The organism is Streptomyces sp. NPDC007205, assembly GCF_040634095.1.
Lineage (GTDB): Bacteria > Actinomycetota > Actinomycetes > Streptomycetales > Streptomycetaceae > Streptomyces.
In genome coordinates, this window is the sequence record NZ_JBEYEW010000006.1 from 59333 (window position 1) to 80537 (window position 21205).

22 protein-coding genes are annotated in these 21205 nt (G+C 72.4%); 15 read left to right on the plus strand and 7 right to left on the minus strand.

Translation table 11 applies throughout. The features are described 5' to 3' along the window. Position 1 precedes the first annotated feature (1 nt). Positions 2–289: a hypothetical protein gene (locus ABZ624_RS12845; protein WP_360086229.1), complete on the minus strand. Its 288-nt coding sequence runs from the start codon at positions 287–289 to the stop codon at positions 2–4. A gap of 98 nt (positions 290–387) precedes the next feature. Between ABZ624_RS12845 and ABZ624_RS12850 the strand changes: the two genes are divergently transcribed. From ABZ624_RS12850 to ABZ624_RS12860, 3 genes are all read left to right on the plus strand, one after another. Then, entirely contained in the window at positions 388–699 is a 312-nt protein-coding gene (locus ABZ624_RS12850) for a DUF6412 domain-containing protein (RefSeq protein WP_360086232.1), read from the plus strand. A gap of 95 nt (positions 700–794) precedes the next feature. Further along, positions 795–1520 (plus strand): membrane protein insertase YidC, encoded by a 726-nt coding sequence (yidC, locus tag ABZ624_RS12855; protein ID WP_360086235.1) that lies wholly within the window; start codon positions 795–797, stop codon positions 1518–1520. A gap of 129 nt (positions 1521–1649) precedes the next feature. After that, positions 1650–2507 (plus strand): fumarylacetoacetate hydrolase family protein, encoded by an 858-nt coding sequence (locus ABZ624_RS12860; protein WP_360086238.1) that lies wholly within the window; start codon positions 1650–1652, stop codon positions 2505–2507. Positions 2508–2631: 124 nt separating this feature from the next. Here the strand turns inward: ABZ624_RS12860 and ABZ624_RS12865 are convergent, their stop codons facing one another. Beyond that, the gene (locus tag ABZ624_RS12865) at positions 2632–3315 is read right to left on the minus strand and encodes a TetR/AcrR family transcriptional regulator (RefSeq protein ID WP_360086241.1); all 684 of its coding nucleotides are present in this window, start codon (positions 3313–3315) and stop codon (positions 2632–2634) included. 126 nt (positions 3316–3441) lie between these two features. Between ABZ624_RS12865 and ABZ624_RS12870 the strand changes: the two genes are divergently transcribed. Continuing rightward, positions 3442–5574, plus strand: coding sequence for an MMPL family transporter (locus ABZ624_RS12870; RefSeq protein ID WP_360086244.1), 2133 nt, complete (start codon positions 3442–3444; stop codon positions 5572–5574). Positions 5575–5581: 7 nt separating this feature from the next. Here the strand turns inward: ABZ624_RS12870 and ABZ624_RS12875 are convergent, their stop codons facing one another. From ABZ624_RS12875 to ABZ624_RS12885, 3 genes are all read right to left on the minus strand, one after another. Next, complete coding sequence (locus tag ABZ624_RS12875) at positions 5582–6445, minus strand: LLM class F420-dependent oxidoreductase (protein WP_360086247.1); 864 nt, start codon at positions 6443–6445, stop codon at positions 5582–5584. Between the two features lie 87 nt (positions 6446–6532). Next, positions 6533–7054: a heme-degrading domain-containing protein gene (locus ABZ624_RS12880; RefSeq protein WP_360086250.1), complete on the minus strand. Its 522-nt coding sequence runs from the start codon at positions 7052–7054 to the stop codon at positions 6533–6535. Then, positions 7054–8130, minus strand: a complete 1077-nt coding sequence (locus ABZ624_RS12885; RefSeq protein WP_360086253.1) for a Gfo/Idh/MocA family oxidoreductase — start codon at positions 8128–8130, stop codon at positions 7054–7056. The genes ABZ624_RS12880 and ABZ624_RS12885 overlap by 1 nt, the downstream gene beginning before the upstream one ends. Positions 8131–8303: 173 nt before the next feature. Between ABZ624_RS12885 and ABZ624_RS12890 the strand changes: the two genes are divergently transcribed. From ABZ624_RS12890 to ABZ624_RS12940, 11 genes are all read left to right on the plus strand, one after another. After that, positions 8304–9392 carry an ROK family transcriptional regulator gene (locus ABZ624_RS12890; protein WP_360086256.1) on the plus strand — a complete coding sequence of 363 codons (1089 nt, stop codon included), beginning with the start codon at positions 8304–8306 and terminating at the stop codon, positions 9390–9392. A 132-nt stretch (positions 9393–9524) separates the two neighbouring features. Continuing rightward, entirely contained in the window at positions 9525–9881 is a 357-nt protein-coding gene (locus ABZ624_RS12895; RefSeq protein WP_360086259.1) for a hypothetical protein, read from the plus strand. 25 nt (positions 9882–9906) lie between these two features. Further along, positions 9907–10191, plus strand: coding sequence for a hypothetical protein (locus ABZ624_RS12900; RefSeq protein WP_360086262.1), 285 nt, complete (start codon positions 9907–9909; stop codon positions 10189–10191). Between the two features lie 93 nt (positions 10192–10284). Next, positions 10285–11142: a hypothetical protein gene (locus tag ABZ624_RS12905; protein WP_360086937.1), complete on the plus strand. Its 858-nt coding sequence runs from the start codon at positions 10285–10287 to the stop codon at positions 11140–11142. Between the two features lie 54 nt (positions 11143–11196). After that, a complete protein-coding gene (locus ABZ624_RS12910) occupies positions 11197–11952 on the plus strand; it encodes a GntR family transcriptional regulator (RefSeq protein ID WP_360086264.1) in 756 nt (251 codons plus the stop codon). A gap of 97 nt (positions 11953–12049) precedes the next feature. Continuing rightward, a complete protein-coding gene (locus ABZ624_RS12915; RefSeq protein WP_360086267.1) occupies positions 12050–13174 on the plus strand; it encodes a TIGR03364 family FAD-dependent oxidoreductase in 1125 nt (374 codons plus the stop codon). Positions 13175–13188: 14 nt separating this feature from the next. Next, a complete protein-coding gene (locus ABZ624_RS12920; RefSeq protein WP_360086270.1) occupies positions 13189–13875 on the plus strand; it encodes a phosphonatase-like hydrolase in 687 nt (228 codons plus the stop codon). Positions 13876–13986: 111 nt separating this feature from the next. Continuing rightward, entirely contained in the window at positions 13987–14766 is a 780-nt protein-coding gene (locus ABZ624_RS12925) for an HAD-IIA family hydrolase (protein ID WP_360086273.1), read from the plus strand. 136 nt (positions 14767–14902) lie between these two features. Continuing rightward, positions 14903–15460 carry a hypothetical protein gene (locus ABZ624_RS12930; protein WP_360086276.1) on the plus strand — a complete coding sequence of 186 codons (558 nt, stop codon included), beginning with the start codon at positions 14903–14905 and terminating at the stop codon, positions 15458–15460. An 8-nt stretch (positions 15461–15468) separates the two neighbouring features. After that, positions 15469–16137, plus strand: coding sequence for a class F sortase (locus tag ABZ624_RS12935; protein WP_360086279.1), 669 nt, complete (start codon positions 15469–15471; stop codon positions 16135–16137). 98 nt (positions 16138–16235) lie between these two features. Further along, the gene (locus tag ABZ624_RS12940) at positions 16236–17261 is read left to right on the plus strand and encodes a glycoside hydrolase family 6 protein (protein ID WP_360086282.1); all 1026 of its coding nucleotides are present in this window, start codon (positions 16236–16238) and stop codon (positions 17259–17261) included. On the opposite strand, the gene ABZ624_RS12945 is transcribed toward ABZ624_RS12940, so the two are convergent. Next, positions 17262–19199: a kelch motif-containing protein gene (locus tag ABZ624_RS12945; protein WP_360086285.1), complete on the minus strand. Its 1938-nt coding sequence runs from the start codon at positions 19197–19199 to the stop codon at positions 17262–17264. Then, complete coding sequence (locus ABZ624_RS12950; protein WP_360086288.1) at positions 19196–21178, minus strand: glycosyltransferase family 2 protein; 1983 nt, start codon at positions 21176–21178, stop codon at positions 19196–19198. The genes ABZ624_RS12945 and ABZ624_RS12950 overlap by 4 nt, the downstream gene beginning before the upstream one ends. Between the last annotated feature and the right edge of the window lie 27 nt (positions 21179–21205).

Below are 21205 nucleotides of genomic sequence, written 5' to 3' on the forward strand. Positions count from 1 at the left end.
CTCAGGAGCCCCCGGAGCCGCCGCCCGTGACCAGGTCGACGCCCATCCGGTCGGTCCGGTCCGACCGGCCGCCCAGCCGGTGGACCACCACCCACCGGCCGTCCGCCATGGCCCCGGCGAAGAGCGAGGCGTGCCGCGTCGCGCCGTTGTGCCGGCGCAGCCGGCCGGTCGTGGCCCAGGAGGGGGCGGGATCTCCCAGCCGGCGTTCGACCGCCGGCCGGACCAGCAGATCGGCGACGGCGCGCGGGGTGGCCCACAGACCGGACGACAGCGGGTCATGGGCCGCCACCCGCCGCTGTACTCCCGGTTCTCGCTGGTCAGGTATAACTGGTCAGGTATAAAGGGTGGGTAGACATGGGCAGTTGTGACCGTGGGGAGGGGAGCCGGGTGGCCTGCAGCTTCGTGCGGTCGCGTGCGCTCGCCCCGCTGCTGCTCCTGCTGCTGCCGGTCATGCTGTTCGACACCGGCAGCCTCTCCGCGACCGTGGCCCTCGCCGCGACCGCCGCCGCCGGTTCCGCGCTCGCCCTCTGCTCCCTGCTCACCGCCCGCTCGGCACCCGCCGTCCCGCCCACCCGGGTGCGTACGGCGATTCGCGACCGGGCCCGGCGTACGGCCTTCCTGGCGCAGCGCGATCCCGACGCGCCCGGCCGGAGCCGGCCCAGGGCACCTGGGCACGCCCTTCCGGCGACCGCCGCGTAGGGCACGTCTCTCCCTTTCACGCGTGACCCCGCGCGGGTCGTCATGCCGTTGTTCCACTCCGTTCCGGCACGACGAGACCCCCGGAGGGCTCACCCATGTCCGTCTTCTCCGTCTTCGCCCGCCTGGTCGAGCAGCTCGCCGACCTGCTGCAGCCGCTGTGCCACGCCTCATCCGCGGCCGCCGCGATCGTCCTGTTCACCGCGCTCGTACGACTCCTCGTCCACCCCCTGTCCCGCGCCGCCGCCCGCGGCCGGCGCGCCCGCGCCGCACTGCAGCCGAGGATCGCCGAGCTGCGCAAGAAGCACGCCAAGGACCCGCAGCGGCTGCAGCAGGCGGTGCTGGAGCTGCACGCCGAGGAAAGGGTCTCGCCGCTCTCCGGCTGCCTGCCCGGCCTGCTCCAGCTGCCCGCCTTCTTCCTGCTCTACCACCTCTTCTCCAGCTCCACGATCGGCGGCGAGGCGAACGGTCTGCTCAGCCACCGGCTGTTCGCGGCGCCGCTCGGCGGGCGGTGGTCCGACGCGCTCGACGGGGGCGGGGCGTTCGGCCCGGCCGGGCTGGTCTACCTCGGGCTCTTCGTGCTCGTCGCGGCCATCGCCACCTTCAACTGCCTGCGCACCAGGCGGACGATGGCGGCCGACCCCGTCGCGGTGGGCGCCGGGGACGGTGAGCAGGTGCCGGGGCTCGGCGCGGTCGGCAAGGCCATGCCGTTCCTGTCCTTCTTCACGCTCGTCACCGTGGCCGCCGTACCGCTCGCAGCCGCGCTGTACGTCGTCACCAGCACGGCCTGGAGCGCGGTGGAGCGGGCCGCCCTGTACCGGTAGGAGCGTGCGGTTACGGTCCAGTACGTGAACAGGGTCTTGCGGAGTGGACGGGGGGATTGGAGGATCGGCCAGTCCTCCGATGGCTGCACACATCGGTCCGGGCGCCCCGCGATCGAGGGAGATCTGACCATGAAGCTGCTGCGAGTCGGTACGGCAGGGGCGGAGCGGCCTGCGCTGCTCGATGCCGAGGGGACCCTCCGGGACCTGTCGGGCATCGTGGACGACATCGACGGCGCGTTTCTCGCGGACGAGGCGGCCCTCGGCCGGGTACGGGCCGCCGCCGAGGCCGGTGAGCTGCCCGCGCTGGACGCGACGGGTCTCAGGATCGGGCCGCCGCTCGGCCGCATCGGGAAGATCGTGTGCATCGGGCTCAACTACCACGACCACGCCCGCGAGACGGGCGCCGAGCCGCCCGCCGAGCCGGTGGTCTTCCTGAAGGCGCCGGACACGGTGGTCGGGCCGGACGACACGGTTCTGGTCCCGAGGGAGTCGGCCAAGACCGACTGGGAGGTGGAGCTGGCGGTCGTCATCGGGCGTACGGCCCGCTACCTCGGGTCCGCCGAGGAGGCGCTCGCGCATGTCGCGGGATACGCGGTGGCGCACGACGTGTCCGAGCGGGAGTTCCAGATCGAGCGTGGCGGGACCTGGGACAAGGGCAAGAACTGCGAGACGTTCAATCCCCTGGGGCCGTGGCTGGTGACGGCCGACGAGATCACCGACCCGCAGGACCTGTCGCTGAAGCTGTGGGTCAACGGGGAGTTGAGGCAGGACGGTACGACGGCCCAGCAGATCTTCCCGGTCGGGGAAGTCGTGCGGTATGTCAGCCAGTTCATGGCGCTGTACCCCGGGGACGTCATCAACACGGGGACGCCGGCGGGGGTGGCCATGGGGCAGCCCGAGCCGAAGCCGTATCTGCGGGCCGGGGACGTGGTCGAGCTGGAGATCGCCGGGCTCGGCCGTCAGCGGCAGGAGTTCAAGGACGCCTGAACGCTCCGCCGGCTGCCGTCGTGATTCGGCCGCGGCGCCGTTGTGGCTGCTCGCGCCCGCGCGGCGGTAGCCGCGGATCAGACACGGCCCCGCGCCCCTTGGGAGCGCCGCCCGCCCGTGCCGGTCAGGCGGGCGGGTCGGTCGCCGTGAGCAGGGCGTGTACCGCGGTCCGCATCGTGCGGCGGGCCGTCTCTGCGTCGAGGCCCGCGCTGCGCCAGTGATGCCAGGCGGCCCATGTGGTGACCGCGTCCAGGGCGTTGAGGAGATCGGTCCTCTTCTCCTCGGGCAGTCGGTCGAGTTCGGCGGAGAACACCTCGGCCAGGCGTGAGCGGGCGAACTCCAGCAGCTGCTGGGCGGTCTGCCGGATGCGCGGGGAGGGGTCGTCCAGGCGCAGGACGGCCAGGTAGGCGGGGGTGAGCCACTCCAGGATGCGGGCCCGCTGCTCGGTCAGGGCGTCGACGCGGGCGGCGCGGGGCCCCTCGGTGGGCAGCGGCCGGGCCTGGGCGGCGATCTGCTGCAGCCGTCGTTCGATGGCCGCGTCGGCGAGCGCCGACATGTCGGCGAAGTGATGGAACACCAGGCGCCTCGACACTCCCGCCCGTTGGGCGACCTGCTCGGCCGGGAACTGGCTGTGCCCCTCGTCGAGGAGCGCGAGCACGGCGTCGGCGATCTTCTCGCGGGTGCGCCGGCCGCGTGCCGCGGGACCGCCCCCGGTGTCCGCCGCGTCCGGGTCACCGGAGAACGCCGCGGACAGGAGATCCGTCGACTCGCGGCGCCCGCTCGATGTGTCGCGTCGTTTCGTGGTCATGCCCTCTCCTCGCCCGCTCGGATTGACATTATTGCACTGCGAGTGCAACCTGTGCCCGTCGACTCATTGCACGGTGAGTGCAATAAGCCGAGGCGCTGGTCGTCTCTCGTCACGAAGGCTGAGCGCATGTTCTCTGCGGTGGGGCGCTGGTGCGCCCGCAGACCCGGAACGGTCGTCGCGGTCTGGGCCCTGCTGCTGGCCGCCGCCCTCGGAGCCGCGGGCTGGTTCGGCCGGGCCGTCACCGACGACGTCTCACTCCCCGGCAGCGACAGCCAGGCCGCCCTCGACGTCCTCGGCAAGGCCTTCCCCGGCACCGGAACCGGCACACAGCCCGTGGTCCTGCACACCTCCGCCGGCGGCCCCGCGCTGACCACCGACCGGTCGCGGGCGGCCGTCACCTCCGCCGCCCGGGCGATCGCCGGAGTGCCGCACGTCACCGCCGTCACCACGCCCTACGACGCGGCCGGACAGGGCGCCATGAGCAAGGACGGGCACACCGCGTACCTCACCGTGCGCCTGGACGTCTCCGGCCGGAACATCACACCCGGCCTCACCCACCGCATCACGTCGGCCGCGCACCCCGCCGCCGACGCGGGCATCGAGGTCACCCCGGGCGGCCAGCTCGCCGGCGCCGTCGACAAGGGCACCACCGGCCGCAGCGAGGCCATCGGCGCGGCGGCGGCGTTCCTGGTGCTCACCCTCGCCTTCGGCGGTCTCCTCGCCGCCGTGCTCCCGCTGGCGCTCGGCGCGCTGGGCCTGGGCATATCCCTGTCCCTGCTGGCCCTCGTCGGCCACCTGACGGACGTACCGTCGTCGGCCGAGACCATCGCGGCGATGATCGGCCTCGGCGTCGGCATCGACTACAGCCTGTTCTCCCTCACCCGGTTCCGGCAGCTGCGCGCCGCCGGGGCCGGCGTCGAGGACGCCGCCGTGCGCACCACGGCCGGATCCGGCAAGTCGGTCGCCTTCGCCGGGACCGCCGTCATCGCGGCCCTGGCCGGCCTCGCCCTCGGCGGACTGCCCCTGCTGGACGCCCTCGCGCTCGCGCCCGGCATCGCGGTGCTCACCGCACTCCTCGTCAACCTCACCCTGCTGCCCGCCCTGCTGACCCTGCTCGGCCGCCGCCTCACGCCCAGGAAGACGGCGCCCGCGGAAGGAGCGCGCGGCTGGGCCCGGGTCGCCGAGCGCGTCGCCGCCCGCCCATGGCGTCTGCTGCTCGCGGCGACCGCCGTTCTCGCGGTCTGCGCCGCCCCGGCGGCGACGCTCACCTTCGGCCAGCTCGACGCCGGCACCAAGGCGGCCGGAACCGACAGCCGCCTCGCCTACGACCGCATGACGGACGCCTTCGGACCGGGCTCCAACGGCCCCCTCCAGGTCACCGACACGCTGCCCGCCCCGGCGTCCGGCCCCGCCGACCCCCGGCTGACCGGCCTCACCCGGGCCCTGCGCGCCACACACGACGTGGCCTCGGCCGGGGACCCGCGGCTGAGCACCGACCGCCGTACGGCGCTGTGGCAGGTCACTCCCCGTACCGCCCCCGGCGATCCGGCCACGGCCGCACTCGTACGACACCTGCGCGAGGTGACCCTGCCCGAGGCGGCCGGGCACGACGGACAGGTCGCCCACGTGGGCGGCACACCGGCCACGCAGACCGACCTGAACGCCCGGATCGCGGCACGGATGCCCCTGGTCGGCGGCTTCGTCCTCGCCATGGCCGGACTGCTGTTGCTGCTCGCCTTCCGCTCCCCGCTGGTCGCCGCGAAGGCCGCCGTCCTGAACCTGGTCTCCGTCGCCGCCGCGTACGGCATCCTCACCGCCGTCTTCCAGTGGGGCCGGGGAGCCTCGCTGATCGGCCTCGACGGCGCGGTGCCCGTCCCCGGTTACGTGCCGCTGCTGATGTTCGCCGTACTGTTCGGCCTCTCGATGGACTACGAGGTGTTCCTGCTCAGCTCCGTACGCGAGGCATACCTGCGGCACGGGGACAACCGGCGCGCCGTGGTCGACGGCCTGGGCTCCACGGGGCGGATCATCAGCTCCGCCGCGCTGATCATGGTGAGCGTCTTTCTCAGCTACCTGCTGTCCGACGACCCCGTCGTGAAGATGTTCGGGATCGGCCTGGCCTGCGCGGTCGCGCTGGACGCGACCGTCGTGCGGGGGATCCTGGTGCCGGCGAGCATGGTCCTGCTCGGCCGGGCGAACTGGTGGCTGCCGCGGCTTCTCGACCGGGTGCTTCCCCGTGTGGAGAGAGAGGGCGCCTGACGGCCGGTCATCCGAGCAGAGAAGCGAGCCGGCGCCATTCCTCCCTTGGGAGGGCGTCCCGCCGGTCGGCGGTCACCACCTGGAGGGCCACATGGTCCGCGCCCGCCTGGTGGAAGGTGTCGATGCGGGCGCGGATGCGCTGGTCGTCGCCCCAGGCGAAGAGCGCGTCGACCAGGCGGTCGCTGCCGCCGCCGGTCAGGTCGTCCTCGGTGAAGCCGAGCCGGAGGAAGTTGCCGGTGTAGTTGGGCAGGGCGAGGTACATGGCCAGGGTCTCGCGGGCCAGGGTCCGGGCGCGGGACGGGTCGGTCTCCAGGACGACCTTCAGCTCCGGGGCGAGCAGCGGGCCCTCGCCGAGGATCTCGCGGGCCCGGGCGGTGTGCTCGGGGGTGACCAGGTAGGGCACCGCGCCCGCCGCCCGCTCGCCGGACAGCTGAAGGGTCTTCGGGCCGAGGGCGGCCAGCACCCGGCGCTCCGCGGGAACCCCGGCCGTGTCCAGGGCGTCGAGGTAGGAGACCAGCGCCGAGTACGGGCGGCGGTACTGGTCGGCGAGCTTGGCGTGGCTCACGCCGAGGCCGAGCAGGAAGCGGCCCGGGTGGGCGGCGTCCACCTCGGCGAAGGCCGCCGCGCTCGCCTCGGCGTCGTACTGCCAGATGCTCTGGATGCTGGTGCCGACGGCGAGGGTGGCGGTGGCCTCCAGAAGCGGTACGGCGTGCCGGGCGGCGCTGCTGCCGCCCAGCCATGCGGCGCCGTAGCCGAGGCTCTCCAACTCGGCTGCCGCATCGGCCAGTTCGCCGCGCCGGGAGGGATCCTCCGCGCGCAGGCCGACACTCCAGATGCCGTACCGGCCGATCCTGTCCTTCACCGTGCTCATGGGGCGATCCCTCCGGGTGGGGGCGTGATCATCATCTCTGCAGCCATTCCCAACCGGAGGGATCCCTCATGTAATCCCGCGCGGGTGTCACCTCTTCAGGAACTGCTCCAGCGCCTCGACGACGAACCGGTGGTCCTGCAGCTGGGGCAGGCCGGACACCGTGACCGTGCCGATGACGCCCACGTTCTCGACGGTGATCGGGAAGGAGCCGCCGTGGGCCGCGTAGGTGTCGGGGTCCAGGCGGGAGGAGTCCTCGAAGGTCGTGCCCTTGGCGCGGAAGCGGGCGCCGACCAGGTAGGACGAGGCGCCGTAGCGCTCCACCACGCGCCGCTTGCGGGCGATCCAGGCGTCGTTGTCCGGGGTGGAGCCCGGCAGGGCCACGTGGAAGAGCTGCTGTCCGGCGCGGTGGATGTCGACGGCGACCGGGGCCCGGCGCTCGCGGGCCAGCTCGACGAGGAGCGAGCCGAGGGCCCAGGCGTCGTCGTGGGTGAACTGCCGGAAGACCAGGCGGCGTTCCTGCGCCTCCAGCTCCTCGACGGACGGGGGCGGCTCCGGGACGGTCCTCGGGGTCACCTGCTGAGGGTGCTGCTGGTGCTGCTGGTGCTGCATCAGAGGGTCACCGTCACCTTGTCCCGGGCGGACCTGCGGGCCGCTTCCAGTACGTCCAGGGCGGCGGCCGCCTCCAGCGCGGTCACCGGGTTGGGGCCGGCGCCGGTCAGGGCGCGCGCGACGGCCGCGTAGTAGGCGGGGTAGTCGCCGGGGAGGGTCGGTACGGGCGTGCCGCCGCCGGTCACCGGGGACTCGCCGGCGCCGATGCGACCGTGGAGGGACTCGGGCTCCGCGCCCCACCGCGGACCCGGGCGCAGGCCCTCGCGCAGAGCCGCCTCCTGCGGGTCGAGGCCGTACTTCACATAGCCGGCGCGGGAGCCGAGCACCCGGAAGCGGGGGCCGAGCTGGGCGGTCGTCGCGGAGACGTAGAGGTGGGAGCGGACGCCGTTCGCGTGGGTGAGCGCGATGAAGGTGTCGTCGTCGGTCTCGGCGCCGGGGCGGCGGATGTCCGTCTCGGCGTACACCTCGGTGACCGGGCCGAAGAGCACCAGAGCCTGGTCGACGACATGGCTGCCGAGGTCGTAGAGCAGACCTCCGATCTCTGCCGGGTCGCCGGACTCACGCCAGCCGCCCTTGGGCCGGGGGCGCCAGCGTTCGAAGCGGGACTCGAAGCGCCATACGTCGCCCAGGTCCCCCTGGGAGATCAGCCGGCGCAGTGTCAGGAAGTCATTGTCCCAGCGGCGGTTCTGGAAGACCGACAGGAGCAGGCCGCGCTCCTCGGCGAGGGCGGCGAGGTCGCGCGCCTCGGCCGCCGTGCCGGCGACCGGCTTGTCGACGACGACCGGCAGGCCCGCTTTGAGAGCGGCGGAGGCGAGCGGGACGTGCGTCTTGTTCGGGGAGGCGATGACGACCAGGTCAAGCCGGTCCGCGCGGTCGAACAGCTCCTCGGGGGTGGCGACGGGCGTCACGTCCGGGAACTCGGCGCGGGCCTGCTCCTGCCGCTCCGGCTGGGAGGTGACCACGGTGTCCAGGGCGAGGCCCTCGGTGGCGGCGATCAGCGGGGCGTGGAAGACGGAGCCGGCGAGGCCGTAGCCGATCAGGCCGACGCGAAGGGGGGTGGCAGTGCGTCCTGTCATGGGCTCCACTTTCGCAACGCTGTTGCCAAAGTGCAAGCGGTGGGGACAATGGGGCCGTGAACAGGACGAGGGCGAGGACGGCGACGGCGACGGGGACGACGGGGGCGACGGCACCGGGGGCTGGGCCGGGGAGCGGAGCTGGGAGCGGTGGGCCGGCGGGGGCGAATCTCGGGGTGGTGCGCAGTCACAACACCGCCCTGGTGCTGGGGCTGCTGCGGGACGCCGGGGCGGAGGGCATCAGCCGGCTCGAACTGGCCGAGCGGACGGGGCTGACCCCGCAGGCCGTCAGCAAGATCACCGCACGGCTGCGGGAGGAGGGGCTCGCGGCGGAGGCCGGGCGGCGGGCGTCGACGGGCGGCAAGCCGCGCACCGTGCTGCGGCTCGTGCCGGAGGCCGGGCATGCGGTGGGGGTCCATCTGGACCGCGATGAGCTGCGGGTGGTGCTGGTCGACCTGGACGGGGCCGTGGTGGGGGAGCGGCGGGCCGGGCTGGATCTGGGGGCCGGGGCGGAGGCTGTGCTGGGGGCGGTCGTCGGCGTGGTGGAGGGGGTGGTGCGGGACGGGCTCGGCCTGGGCGCGGAGGGGCTCGCCGGTGCGGGGACGCTGCTCGGGGTGGGGGTGGCGCTTCCGGGGCCGCTCGACCATGCGCGGGGTGTGCTGCACCGGGTCACCGGGTTCCCCGAGTGGGACGGGTTTCCGCTGCGCGACGCGCTCGGGGAGCGGTTGGGGGTGCCGGTCGTGGTGGACAAGGACACGAACGCGGCGGCGCTCGGGCTGGCGGTCGGGGGTGAGGGGGGATCCTTCGCGTATCTGCATCTCGGTACGGGGCTCGGCGCCGGGCTGGTGATCGGCGGGCGCGTGCATCGGGGGGCGCGGACCGGGGCGGGGGAGTTCGGGCACCAGGTGATCCAGCTGGACGGGCCGCTGTGCGAGTGCGGGAACCGGGGGTGCGTGGAGGTGCTGTGCCTGGCGGCGGTGGCGCGCGGGGAGACCGGGGAGGCGGCGCGGGTGCTGGGGGTGGGGGCGGGGAATCTGGCCGGGCTGCTGGACATCGAGGGGGTCCTGCTCGGCGGGCGGACGATCGCGGGGGCGCCGGGGGTGTTCGTGCGGGGGGTTGACGAGGTGCTGCAGGCACGGGCCCGGCGGGAGGGGGTGCGGGGGAAGCCGGTGCCGGTGCGGGTCGCTCCGCGGGGGGAGCGAGTGGTGGCCGAGGGCGCCGCGCAGCTGCTGTTGGCGCCGGTGTTCGGGCGGGGTGACGCGTAGGCGGTGCCCCGCGCCGTGGCCGGCCGGCGATCAGCCACAAGGCACCCGGAGAAAGGGAAGCGAGGTTCCGGGCGCGCGGGGCAGCCCTGGGTACTCGGTGCGCCGGGCTTTCCCCGGGCAAGGAGGTACCAAGTGCGCTCGACCAGCATGAGAACGGTCGCCGGTCTGCTGGGAGCCGCCGTGTTCTGCCTCGCGGTGCCCGCCCCGGCCTTCGCCGGCACCGGCGCACCCCGGAAACCCACCCCCTTCTGCGGAACGGACCGGGCTACCGGGCTCGCGGTGTCGGCCACCGAGAACGTGCCCTGCGCCACCGCGCTCCAGGCGGCGGCCGCCTACACCAAGGTCTGGCACGGCACGAAGGGCGCGCCCGTCGAGGTGCGCGCGGCCGGGGCCACGTGGAAGTGCCAGGAACGCCGGGGCGACCCCGACCCGTACCAGGTGTGCGTCGGCACACAGGACCACACCCGGCTGGTCCTGCTCTCGTCCTGACCCCGCACCCCGGAGGTTTCATCCCATGGTGTCCGTACGTCTGTCTGCCGCCGCGGCCGGTGCCGCGCTGCTCCTCGCGTTCTCCCCGGCGGCCCATGCCGCCTCCGTGCACGGCACGGACAGCGCCTGTGACCGGGCCGTCGCAGCTGCCGGCAAGGCCGAACAGGACTACGAAGCCCTGAAGAACGGCATCGACCGTCAGATCGCCGAGGGAGGGCATCCGGACCGGTCCGAGCTGCAGGCGCTCCAGGACGCCGACGCCCAGCGCGTCGCGACGGCCTCCCAGGCCCAGCGCATCTGCGGTCCCTGACGCCCCGGCCGCCGGGACTCCGCTGTCCGGGCGGAGTTCCGGCCCGTCCTGGAGTGGCGTCCGCGGTCCCCGCCCGTGACCCGGCATGGTCATGTGTTCATGCGACTGTGCACGTCCTTGTCCCTCTGCCTTGCCGCAGCCGCCGCCGTGGTCGTCCCCGTGTCGTCGCCGGCCCCCGCCTCCGCCGACACGCCCCCCGCCTGTGTCGGCGCCGACGCGCACTCCTTCCCGCTGACCACCCGGATCCGCGGCGGCCCGGACTCCTACGAGGCGGGCGGCGGATACGGCACCTGGTACCTCGACCTCACCAACACCACCCGCCGGACCTGCACCGGCGTCCACCCGGTGGTCGTCCTCGTCGACGACAAACGCGCCCTGAAGCCGGACCAGACCGAGCTGGACTTCTACGACGGCCCCAAGGCCCGGCCGGTGACGTTCGAGAGCACCGACGAGCACGAGTTGGTCGGCGTGCTCGACGGCGAGGGGTTCGACGGGTTCGCCGTACCGCCCGGAAAGACCGTCAGTGTCAAGGTCAGGCTGGCGCTCCGCTCCGACGTCGCGGCCGAGCGGGTCACCGCCACGGCCGCCCTCGTCCAGCGCCGGGGTGACGACGGGGACTGGGTCGGGGAGTCCAACGCCTACCGGTTCGGGGTCGCCCGGGACGGCGAGGAGCCGCCGCAGGACGCGACGCCGGAGCCGGACGGCACCCAGGAGGGCGGCGGTGTGACCCCCAGTGCGTCCGGCAGCCCGCAGGCCACCCCCGGCACCGGGACCCCCACCGCCACGCCCGACCCCTCCCTGCCGTTCGTCCAGGAGACGGAGGCGGCCGGGGAGTGGGCCCGCGAGCTGGCCCGTACCGGACCCGGCCGCGCCGGCGCGCTGCTCATGGCCGCCGCCGCGCTCCTCGGGGCCGGCGGCGGAGCCCTGCTGCTGGCCCGCAGACGCCGCTGAACCCGGACCGGGGTCCCGTGCGGCGACAGCCGCCCCGTCTGCGACGATCCCTGCGTGGACTACCCGAACGACCAGGCCCCCGGCGCCCCCGTCCGCTCCGGCATTCCCGAGCACGGCCGTATCCCCAAGTACTACGAGGTGAAGGCGCGGATCGCCGCCCTGCTGGAGGAACTCGGGGAGGACGGCGTCATCCCCACCGAGCGGGATCTCGCCGAGCGGTACGACGTCGCCCGGGAGACCGTGCGGCAGGCCGTACGGGAGCTGGTGCTGGAGGGCAGGCTGAGGCGGCGCGGCCGGGGGACCGTCGTCGCCGGGCCCAAGCTCGCCCAGCCGCTGTCCCTCGCCAGCTACACCGAGGGCGTGCGCCGCCAGGGCCGTACGCCCGGACGGACCCTCGTCTCGCTGGACCGTTTCCCCTGCCCGGAGGCCCTCGCCGCGGAGACCGGGCTCACCCGGGGTGAACCGGTCTGGCACCTGGAGCGCGTGCTGCTCGCCGACGAGGAACGGGTCGGCCTGGAGAGCACGTATGTCGCCGTCGCGCGGCTGCCGCGGCTGGACAGCGACTTCGACCCCGACTCCTCCTTCTACGGCTACCTCGCCGCCCAGGGCGTCCTGTTCGGCGACGCCGACGAGCGGATCGAGACCGTGCTGGCCACCCCCCGCGAAGCCCTGCTCATCGGCACCCCGCCCGCCCTGCCCATGCTGCTGATCCACCGGATCTCCCGGGACACGGAAGGACGGCCCCTGGAGCGCGTACGGTCGCTGTACCGGGGGGACCGGTTCTCGTTCACCACGCATCTCGCGGGCTGAGAAGGCGCACCTGCCGCATGTCTGAGAGGACGCGAAAAGGATAACGAAAAGATAACGGGTCTAGCCCAAATGGGGGCTGGTCGTCCACGCTGCCGTTATGAGAGTGACAGTCGTCGGAGCCGGCGTGGTGGGCACCATGCACGCCTGGCATGCGGTACGGCGCGGCCACCAGGTCGTCCAGATCGAGCGCGAGGCCGAGGCGCGCGGCGCCTCGCTGCGCAACTTCGGGCAGATCTGGGTCAGTGGCCGCGCCGGCGGAGAAGAGCTGGAGACCGCGCTGCGGGCGCGGGAACTGTGGGAGGGCATCGGGGACCGTGTCCCGGCGCTGGGTTTCCGGGCCAACGGGTCCCTGACCCCCGTCCGCGGCCCCCTCGAACTCGCCGTCGCCGAGGCCGCCGTGGCCCGCGCCGACGCCGCCGCCCGCGGCTACAAGCTCCTCACCCCGGACGAGGCCCGCGCCCTGAACCCCGCCCTGCGCGGCGACTTCACCGCCGCCCTCCACTGCGAGCGGGACGCGGCCGTCGAGCCGCGCACCGCACAGCTCGCCCTGCGCGCCGAACTGCTGAAGTCCCCGCACTACACCTTCCTGCCGGGCCGGGAGGTACGCGAGGTGACCGGCGCCGGGGCCGTCCGGGATGACCACGGGGACGTCCACCGGGCCGACGCGGTCGTCCTGTGCACCGGCGCCTGGCTCGGCGGCCTGGTCCGCGAACTCGCCGGACCCGGCCTGCCCGTGCGCCGCGTCCGCCTGCAGATGATGCAGACCGACCCGCTCGGCGAGCCGCTGACCACCTCCGTCGCCGACGCCGACAGCTTCCGCTACTACCCGGCCTACGCCTCCTTGGCGCTGGACGCGCTCAACGCCCGGCAGCCGCAGCCGGAGACCGCCGCCACGCACCGGATGCAGCTGCTCATGGTGCAGCGCGCCGACGGCGGCCTGACCATCGGCGACACCCACGAGTACACGCACCCCTTCGCCTTCGACACCGTCGAAGAGCCGTACGAGCACCTCACCGGCGTCGTCGAGTCCCTGCTCGGCCGGCCGCTGCCGCGCATCCGCCGCCGCTGGGCGGGCGTGTACGCGCAGTGCACCGAACCCGGGCGGGTGGTGCACCGGCAGCAGGTGCGCGAGGGGGTGTGGCTGGTCACCGGGCCCGGCGGTCGCGGCATGACCTGCGCCCCCGCGATAGCCGAGACCACCGCGAACGAACTGGGCTGGTGAGCACGTTGACCACCATGACCGACATCCGTCTCGTCGTCCTCGACATGGCCGGCACGACCGTCGCCGACGGCGGACTGGTCGAGCGCGCCTTCGCGGCGGCGGCCACCGAGCTGGGCGTGGCACCCGGCTCGGCCGAGCACGCCGACCACCTCGCGTACGTCCGCGCCACCATGGGCGAGTCCAAGATCTCCGTCTTCCGGCACCTGTTCGGCGACGAGGACCGGGCCCGGCGCGCCAACACCGTCTTCGAGAAGGCGTACGGCGAACTCGTCGACGCCGGTCTGAGCGCCCCCGTGCCGGGCGCCCGCGAGGCCATCGAGGAGCTGGCCGGCAGCGGTCGTACCGTCGTCCTGACCACCGGGTTCGCCCGTGTCACCCAGGACGCGATCCTCGACGCCCTGGGCTGGCGCGACCTCGTCGCGCTCACCCTGTGCCCGGCCGACGCCGGCGGGCGCGGACGGCCGTACCCGGACATGGTCCTGGAGGCCTTCGTGCGGACCGGAGCCGCCGAGGACGTACGGCAGGTCGCGGTCGTCGGGGACACCGCGTACGACGTGCTCAGCGGGGTGCGGGCCGGGGCCGGGCTGGTCGCCGGGGTGCGCACCGGCGCCCACGGCGACGAGGAGTTCCGGGCCGCCGGCGCCACGCACATCCTCGACTCCGTCGCCGACCTGCCCGCCCTGCTTTCGGGAGCCCGGTGAGAGGAGCTCGGGGTCAGGATCAGGCCGCCTTCACTAGGCTGGTGGCGTCGGTACGCCGTGGTTCCGGCGCCCCCGCTTTCTTGACCGTACGTACGCCAGGAGACGCACAACATGGCAGACCGCAAGCCGATCGAGTCGTGGCTGACCGACATGGACGGTGTCCTGATCCACGAGGGCGTCCCCATTCCCGGAGCCGACGCCTTCCTGAAGAAGTTGCGCGAGTCCGGCCGGCCCTTCCTGGTGCTGACCAACAACTCGATCTACACCGCCCGTGACCTGCACGCGCGGCTGCGCCGGATGGGCCTGGACGTGCCGGTGGACAACATCTGGACCTCCGCCCTGGCCACCGCCCAGTTCCTGGACGACCAGCGCCCCGGCGGCAGCGCCTACGTCATCGGCGAGGCGGGCCTGACCACCGCGCTGCACGACATCGGCTACATCCTCACCGACCACGAGCCCGACTTCGTCATCCTCGGCGAGACCCGCACCTACTCCTTCGAGGCCCTCACCAAGGCCGTACGGCTGATCAACAACGGCGCCCGGTTCATCGCGACCAACCCCGACAACGTCGGCCCCTCCATCGAGGGCGACCTGCCCGCCACCGGCTCGGTCGCCGCCCTGATCACCGCCGCGACCGGCAAGAAGCCGTACTTCGTGGGCAAGCCGAACCCGCTGATGATGCGGGCCGGGCTCAATGCCATCGGGGCCCACTCGGAGACCTCCGCGATGATCGGCGACCGCATGGACACCGACGTCCTCGCGGGCCTGGAGGCCGGTATGCGCACCTTCCTGGTACTCAGCGGCGTCACCCAGCCCGACGACGTCGACCGCTACCCCTTCCGGCCCTCGCAGGTCGTCGACTCCATCGCGGACCTGGTCGACCTGGTGTGACCGGGCCCGACCGGGCCTGATCAGGCCTGATCAGGAGTTTTCAAAACCCGATCCACCCGTTCGGAGCAACGGGGCGCCCCCCGAGGATGCGGGGGCGCTCCGGCCGGGGGAGCCTCCAGATATCTGGAGGTTCACGATGGGCTCACTACGCCTCACTCTGTGTACAGGAATCCTGGCCGTCACCGCGCTCGCCCCGGCCGCCCACGCGGCCCCCGCCGCGGACGCGGGCCCGGTCTCCGTGACCCCCGCCTTGCCCGGCCCCGGCACCGACGTGTCCCTGCGGGTCCGCGGCTGCTCCGGGCGGCAGGCCACCGCCGGCTCGGCCGCGTTCGTCTCCGACGCACGGCTGACCGGCAGCCAGGGCACCCTGTCCGGTGAGACCCGCGTCCGTTCCTCCCTCGGGCCGGGCGTCTACGACGTCACGATCACCTGCGCCGGCTCCGTGATCACCGGCAAGGTCACGGTGGCCGGCAAAGGAGCCGGGCAGTCCGCGGAGCCCGGCCGGCTGCCCACCGGGGACGCCACGCCCGTCGCCCCCGTCAACGCGGGCGGCGGCGGCACCGCGCACTTCGCCACGGTGGCCACCAGTGCGTCCGAACCCGACACCGCCCAGTCGGTGACCGGCCTGGTCCTCGCCGGGATCGCGGCGGTCGCCGTCGGGCTCGGCGCCCGCCGCAGCCGTCGTACGCGCTGAAGCCGCCCATGTCCGACGACCGCGGGCGCGCCACCGGCACCAGGCGGCTCCTCACCGGCCTCGTCTGGGCGCTGCTTCTGCTCGGGCTGTGGCTGTGGGGGCGCGCGCTGACCGGCGTACCGCACGGCACGGACGGACCCGCCACGGGTGACCTGTTCGTCCTCCGGCCCGCCGACCCCACCCGGCTGCCCCGCCCGGCCACCCCGCTCAAAGGCGCCGTACCCCAGCGGGTGGACATCCCCCGGCTGCGGGTGCGCGCACCGGTGGTGAGCCGGGGCCTGGACGCCCAGGGTGCCGTCGACCCGCCGCCCCTCGACCAGCCGGGTGTGGTCGGCTGGTACGGCGCCGGCGCCGCCCCCGGTGCCCAGGGCGCGGCGCTTCTGGTCGGGCATGTCGACACCGCCACCCGGCCCGCCGTGTTCTACCAGCTCAGCACGCTCCGGCCCGGCGAGACGGTCCGGGTGGTCCGCTCGGACGGCACGGTCGCCGAGTTCACCATCGACGACGTCCGCGTCCTGCCCCGCGCCGGCTTCGACGCCGACCAGGCCTACGGTCCCCACCGACCCGGCCGTGCCGAGCTGCGCCTGATCACCTGCGGCGGCGCCTTCGACCGGGCCGGCCACACCTACACGGCCAACGTGGTGGTCTCCGCGTACCTCACCAAAACCACCCGCTGACCCCCGTACGCCCCGCCACGCGACCTCGTGACGCACCGGCCGGATATGCCACGATTGGCCCCCTGACCGGTTTCGCCCAGGGGGCCAGGGGGATTCGTATGGACGACAGCAGGGGGGCCCGTCCTTCCGTGCGCGCGTCGGCGTCGGTGGTGGTGCTGGGGGCGGCACTGCTGCTCGCCGGATGCTCCTCCGGAGGCGGAGGCGGCAACGGGGACCCGGCGGCCCCTGTCACCCAACAGCCCAAGGCCGCCGATCCGTTCTGGGTCAACCCGGACGGCACCGCGGCCCGCCGGCTCGCCGCCTACGCCACCTCCGGCAAGAAGTCCGAGGCCGAGCAGATCAGAAAGATCGCCGAGCAGCCGGTGGGGGAGTGGATCGGCCCCGAGAACCCGGAGCAGGAGGCCCGCGGCTTCACGGAGGCCGCCGAGAAGTCGGACCGCACGGCCCTGCTCGTCCTCTACGACATCCCGCACCGCGACTGCGGCCAGTACTCCCAGGGCGGCGCCGCCGACGGCAACGCCTACCGCGCCTGGATCGACGCCGTGGCCCGGGGCATCGGCGACCGCTCCGCGACGGTCGTCCTCGAACCCGACGCCGTCCTGCACCTCGTGGACGGCTGCACTCCGGCCCAGTTCCACGAGGAGCGCTACGACCTCCTCAAGGGCGCGATCGCCAAGCTCAAGTCCCTGAAGAACACCAAGGTGTACCTGGACGCGGGAAACGCCGGCTGGGGCCGTCCCGACCAGATCTACCAGCCCCTCCAGCAGGCGGGCGTCGACCAGGCCGACGGCTTCTCCGTCAACGTCTCCAACTTCTACTCCACCCGGGACTCCATCGCCTACGGCAAGCAACTGTCGTCGAAGGTGGGCGGCAAACACTTCGTCATCGACACCAGCCGCAACGGCAACGGCCCCTACACCGGCGGCGACCCGGCCCAGCGCTGGTGCAACCCGCCGGACCGGGCCCTGGGAGAAACCCCGACGACAAGGACGGCCGACCCCCTGGTGGACGCCTATCTGTGGGTCAAGCGCCCGGGGGAGTCCGACGGCACGTGCAAGGGAGGCCCGAAGGCAGGGCAGTGGTGGGCGAGTTACGCACTCGCCCTTGCCAGGAACAGCAGGTGACTACGGCACCCTCACCCACTGCGCCTCCGACGGCGTCCCCTGGTCGTCGTCCACGAAGAGCATGTACCACCCGGACTGCACCAGGTTCCGGTTCCTGGGGACGGTGACCGTGATCCTGTCTCCGGCCGTCTTGAAGTCCAGGGCGATCGACCGCTGGTCCACGTCCGTCACATGCGTCGAAGCACTCGGCCGAATCAGCCGCACCTTCTTGATGCCGGCCGCGTGCTTCGACGTGAACGTCCCCGAAGCGCCCCGGGCAATCGTCTGCGGGCCCCCGCTCAGGGACGGCCGCGCATCCCGGTACAGATAAGGCGGCGTGTAGATCTCGATCCGCTGCTCGAACTTCCCCGGCTTCGTGTTCGCCTTGTCCCCGTACAGCGAGTCGGACCCGAAGAACATCACCCGCCCGTCCGGCAGCAGGATCGACCCGGAGTGGTAGTTCCGTCCCACCAGCGGATCGGCGACCTGCGTGAAGCTGTCGCTGTCGGGGTGGTACAGCCGGGCCTGGAGGATGTTGGAGTCGCCGCGCCCCCGGTAGTCCTCCGAGCCACCGGACACCAGGACCGTGTCGTCGGGCAGGACCGAGGACTGCGGGTACCGGGTCCCCTTCTCCAGCTCGGGTCCGTCGACGAACTTCGGGTTCGGGGCCTTCAGGTCGATCAGCCGTGTCCTTCTGCTCGACAGCTCGGACTCACCGACACCGCCACCCCCGATCACCATGAACTTCTCGTTCTGCGCCGGAGGCAGCAGCACGGTCCCGGAGGTCTCCATCATGTCCGGATCGCTGAGTCCGGGCAGCTTTGCGAACGTGTTCGTGTCCACGTCCCAGATCCCGGGGTCACGGCCCACGTTGTCCGGCCCGTACCCGGCATTCGACCCCGAGTAGAAGATCTTCCCGTTCTGCATCAGGAACAGCGCCGGATACGTCGGGAACTGCCGGATCTTCTTCGTGTACGTCCATTTCCTGGTCTGGGGGTCGAAGATCTCGTTCTTGCCCGGCACCAGCTGACCGATGTCGTCCAGGCCGGAGACACTGAGGATCCTGCCGTCCGACAGCGTGGTGAGCGTCGGGTACCAGCGGGCCTCGTTCATCGGGTCGACCTTGATGTACCGCTCGGCGACCGGGTCGAACTCATAGGCGTCCCGGATGCCCTGGAAGTCCTTCTTGTCGAGGGCCAGCTTCTGGGCGATGCCGTACGTGTTGCGCGCGTCGACGCCGGTCAGCCCCTGGATCCGGTAGTTGTCCTGGGTGCCGGTCTCGTACCGGGTGCCGCTCTTCTGTGCCTCGACGTAGATCCGCCCCAGGCCCGGGTCGTTGCGCAGGAACGCGCCGGTCCTCGGGTCGAAGACCTTCTTCGCCCGCGGGACGAGCACCGGGTCCTTGGACACGAACGTCCTGCCGTTGGCCTTGCCGGTGAACTTCGTGCCCGCGGGCAGCGTGATCGGCTTGTCCGGGTTCTCGTTGTGGACGATCATCAGGCCGCCGGCCTTGGTGACGTCGCCCTTGAGCTTCTCGTACCGCTTGGTGCCGCCCGCGATCAGCAGGTTGCCGTTGGCGAGCTGGGTGTGACCGGTGCAGAACAGGTCTTTGGGCGTGGGGATCTTCTTGATCGTGCCCTTGACCGGGTCCCAGATCCGGGTGTCGAACTTCTTCTTGTCGAAGTTGTCCTGGTTGTTGCCGGAGCCCGCGACCAGCAGCACCTTGCCGGTGTGCAGAAGCGCCGCGTGGATGGTGTCCTGACGGTACTCCGGCGGGAACTCGATGATGTCCCAGTGGCCGTTCTCGGCCTTGTACTCGGGTCTGTTGATCTTGTACTGGTGGTACTGCGCGGTGCCGAAGCGGTACACCCACGGCCCGTTCATCCCGGCCAGCGCGAGTACCACCGCCGTACCGATCGCGAGTCGACGGGCGCGACGGCGGCCTGCCTGGTCCTTCATGCCTTACGTCCCCCCAGTCCGCCAAGGGCGATCTGCATGGTCTGTTCGGTCTCCCCGACCGTCTCCTTCGCCCAGGTGGGCCGCTGTTGTGGCACATGCGGCACATGTGGCACGTGGGCCGCGTACGGCGCCGGTACCGCGTCCTGCGGTTCGGTGACCGGCCCGGCCGCCGCCGGCTTCGGCTTCCGCCTCTCCTGCCACAGCGTGTACTGCCAGGCGAAGATCGGCGAGGCGGTGATCAGCAGGGCGAAGCACGCCCAGGTGATCATCGCGGGGTGGGAATGCCCGAACGCGAAACCGGCCGCGAGGGAGCCGGCGAAGACCAGGATGAAGAACCAGTGGATCCGGAAGGTCCCGAACAGCGTGTCCGGGCTTGCCGACTCGCCCTTGGGCGTCACCACGAACGTGCTCTTGCGGCGCAGTACGGCGTCCATGAGGGAGCGCGCGTAGATCGGCGCGGACAGGGCGGACATCACCATGCCCGCGACACCGCCGGAGCCCTCCGGCTCGTGCGGGGAGACGTTGTGCCGCCGGTTCCAGATGTACAGGCCGATCTGCAGCGCGGACGCGTTGCCGTACAGCATCAGCCACACGGTCGGGTCGATGTTCACACCCGAGGCGCCCAGGCCCAGGAACAGCGCGCAGCTCAGCGCCGCGAGGATCCAGTTGAGGGCGGACATCGGGTAGAAGATGATCATCATCGTGTAGTTGAAGAGCTTGCCCGGCCCCAGTGTGAACAGGCCCTTTCCGTACTGCTTGAGGATCGTCTCGTACGTGCCCCGGGACCAGCGCAGCTGCTGGGTGAAGAAGTCGGTCCAGGCGTTCGGGCCCTCACCGACGGCGAGCACGTCCGGGGTGTAGACGGACTTCCACTTCCGCCCTGTCGCCGGGTTCCTGGCGCGGTGCATCTCGAAGCCCGTCGCCATGTCCTCGGTGATGGAGTCGTACAGGCCGCCGATCTGCTTGAGCGCCCTGATGCGTACGGCGTTGGAGGTGCCGACGAACATCGGGGCGCCGTAGCGGTTGCCGGCGCGCTGGATCAGGGCGTGGAAGAGGAACTGCTGCGACTCGGCGGCCTTGGTGACGAACGTGTCGTAGTTGCCGTACACCTGCGGGCCGATGACGAAGCCGACGTCCGGGTCGCGGAAGTAACCGAGCATCCGCTCCAGGTAGTTGGGCAGCGGCACATGGTCGGTGTCGACGGAGGCGAAGAAGTCGTAGTCGTCGCCGTGCGCCTCCAGCCAGGCGTTGTAGTTGCCGTGCTTGGTCTTCGCCCGGTGCGGTCCCCTGGGCTGGTTCCACTGCGCGACGCCCTTGCGGGAGAAGTGGTGCACGCCGAGCCGGGCGCAGACCTCCTTGACGGCCGGGTCGTCGCCCTCGTCCAGCAGCCACACGTGCAGCAGCCCCCGGTGACGGAGCCTCACAGCCGCCTCCAGGGTCTTCGTGACCATCTCCAGCGGCTCCTTGCCGGGCACGAAGGAGGTGAGGAAGGCGACGCGGGTGCCGGTCTCGGGGACGACCGGTATCGGGTCGCGGGCGACGAGGGTGGCGTGCGCGTTGGACAGCACGTTCATGCAGCGGAAGAACTCGATCAGGCCGATCGAGACGAGCATGACGGTGTCGAGGGCCGGCAGGAAGTCGTGGGCGGGATAGTCGCGTTCGGTCCAGTGTTCGGGCTGGAGCAGCCAGAACAGCAGGACCAGGGAGAGCACGGGGGCCGCGCCCAGCATGAGCGCGGCGCGGATGCGGTGCGGCTCCTGCGAGAGCAGCGACCGGTACTGCACCGTGTACGGCTCGGTCGGGTCGGGCTGCGTGAGGGGGCCCGCGAGCCGGCTGTAGTGCTCGTAGTCGTATCTCGGCAGGGTCTTCTTTATTCGGCGGAACTGGCCGGTCCGGTGCGTGACCGCCCTGAGCTGTGTGGTCTGTGACGGGTCGTTGTGAGCGTGGCTCGGTCCGGCGCCCGGCGGCGTCGACGTCATGAGTCATTCCCCCCACACGCAGGTGTC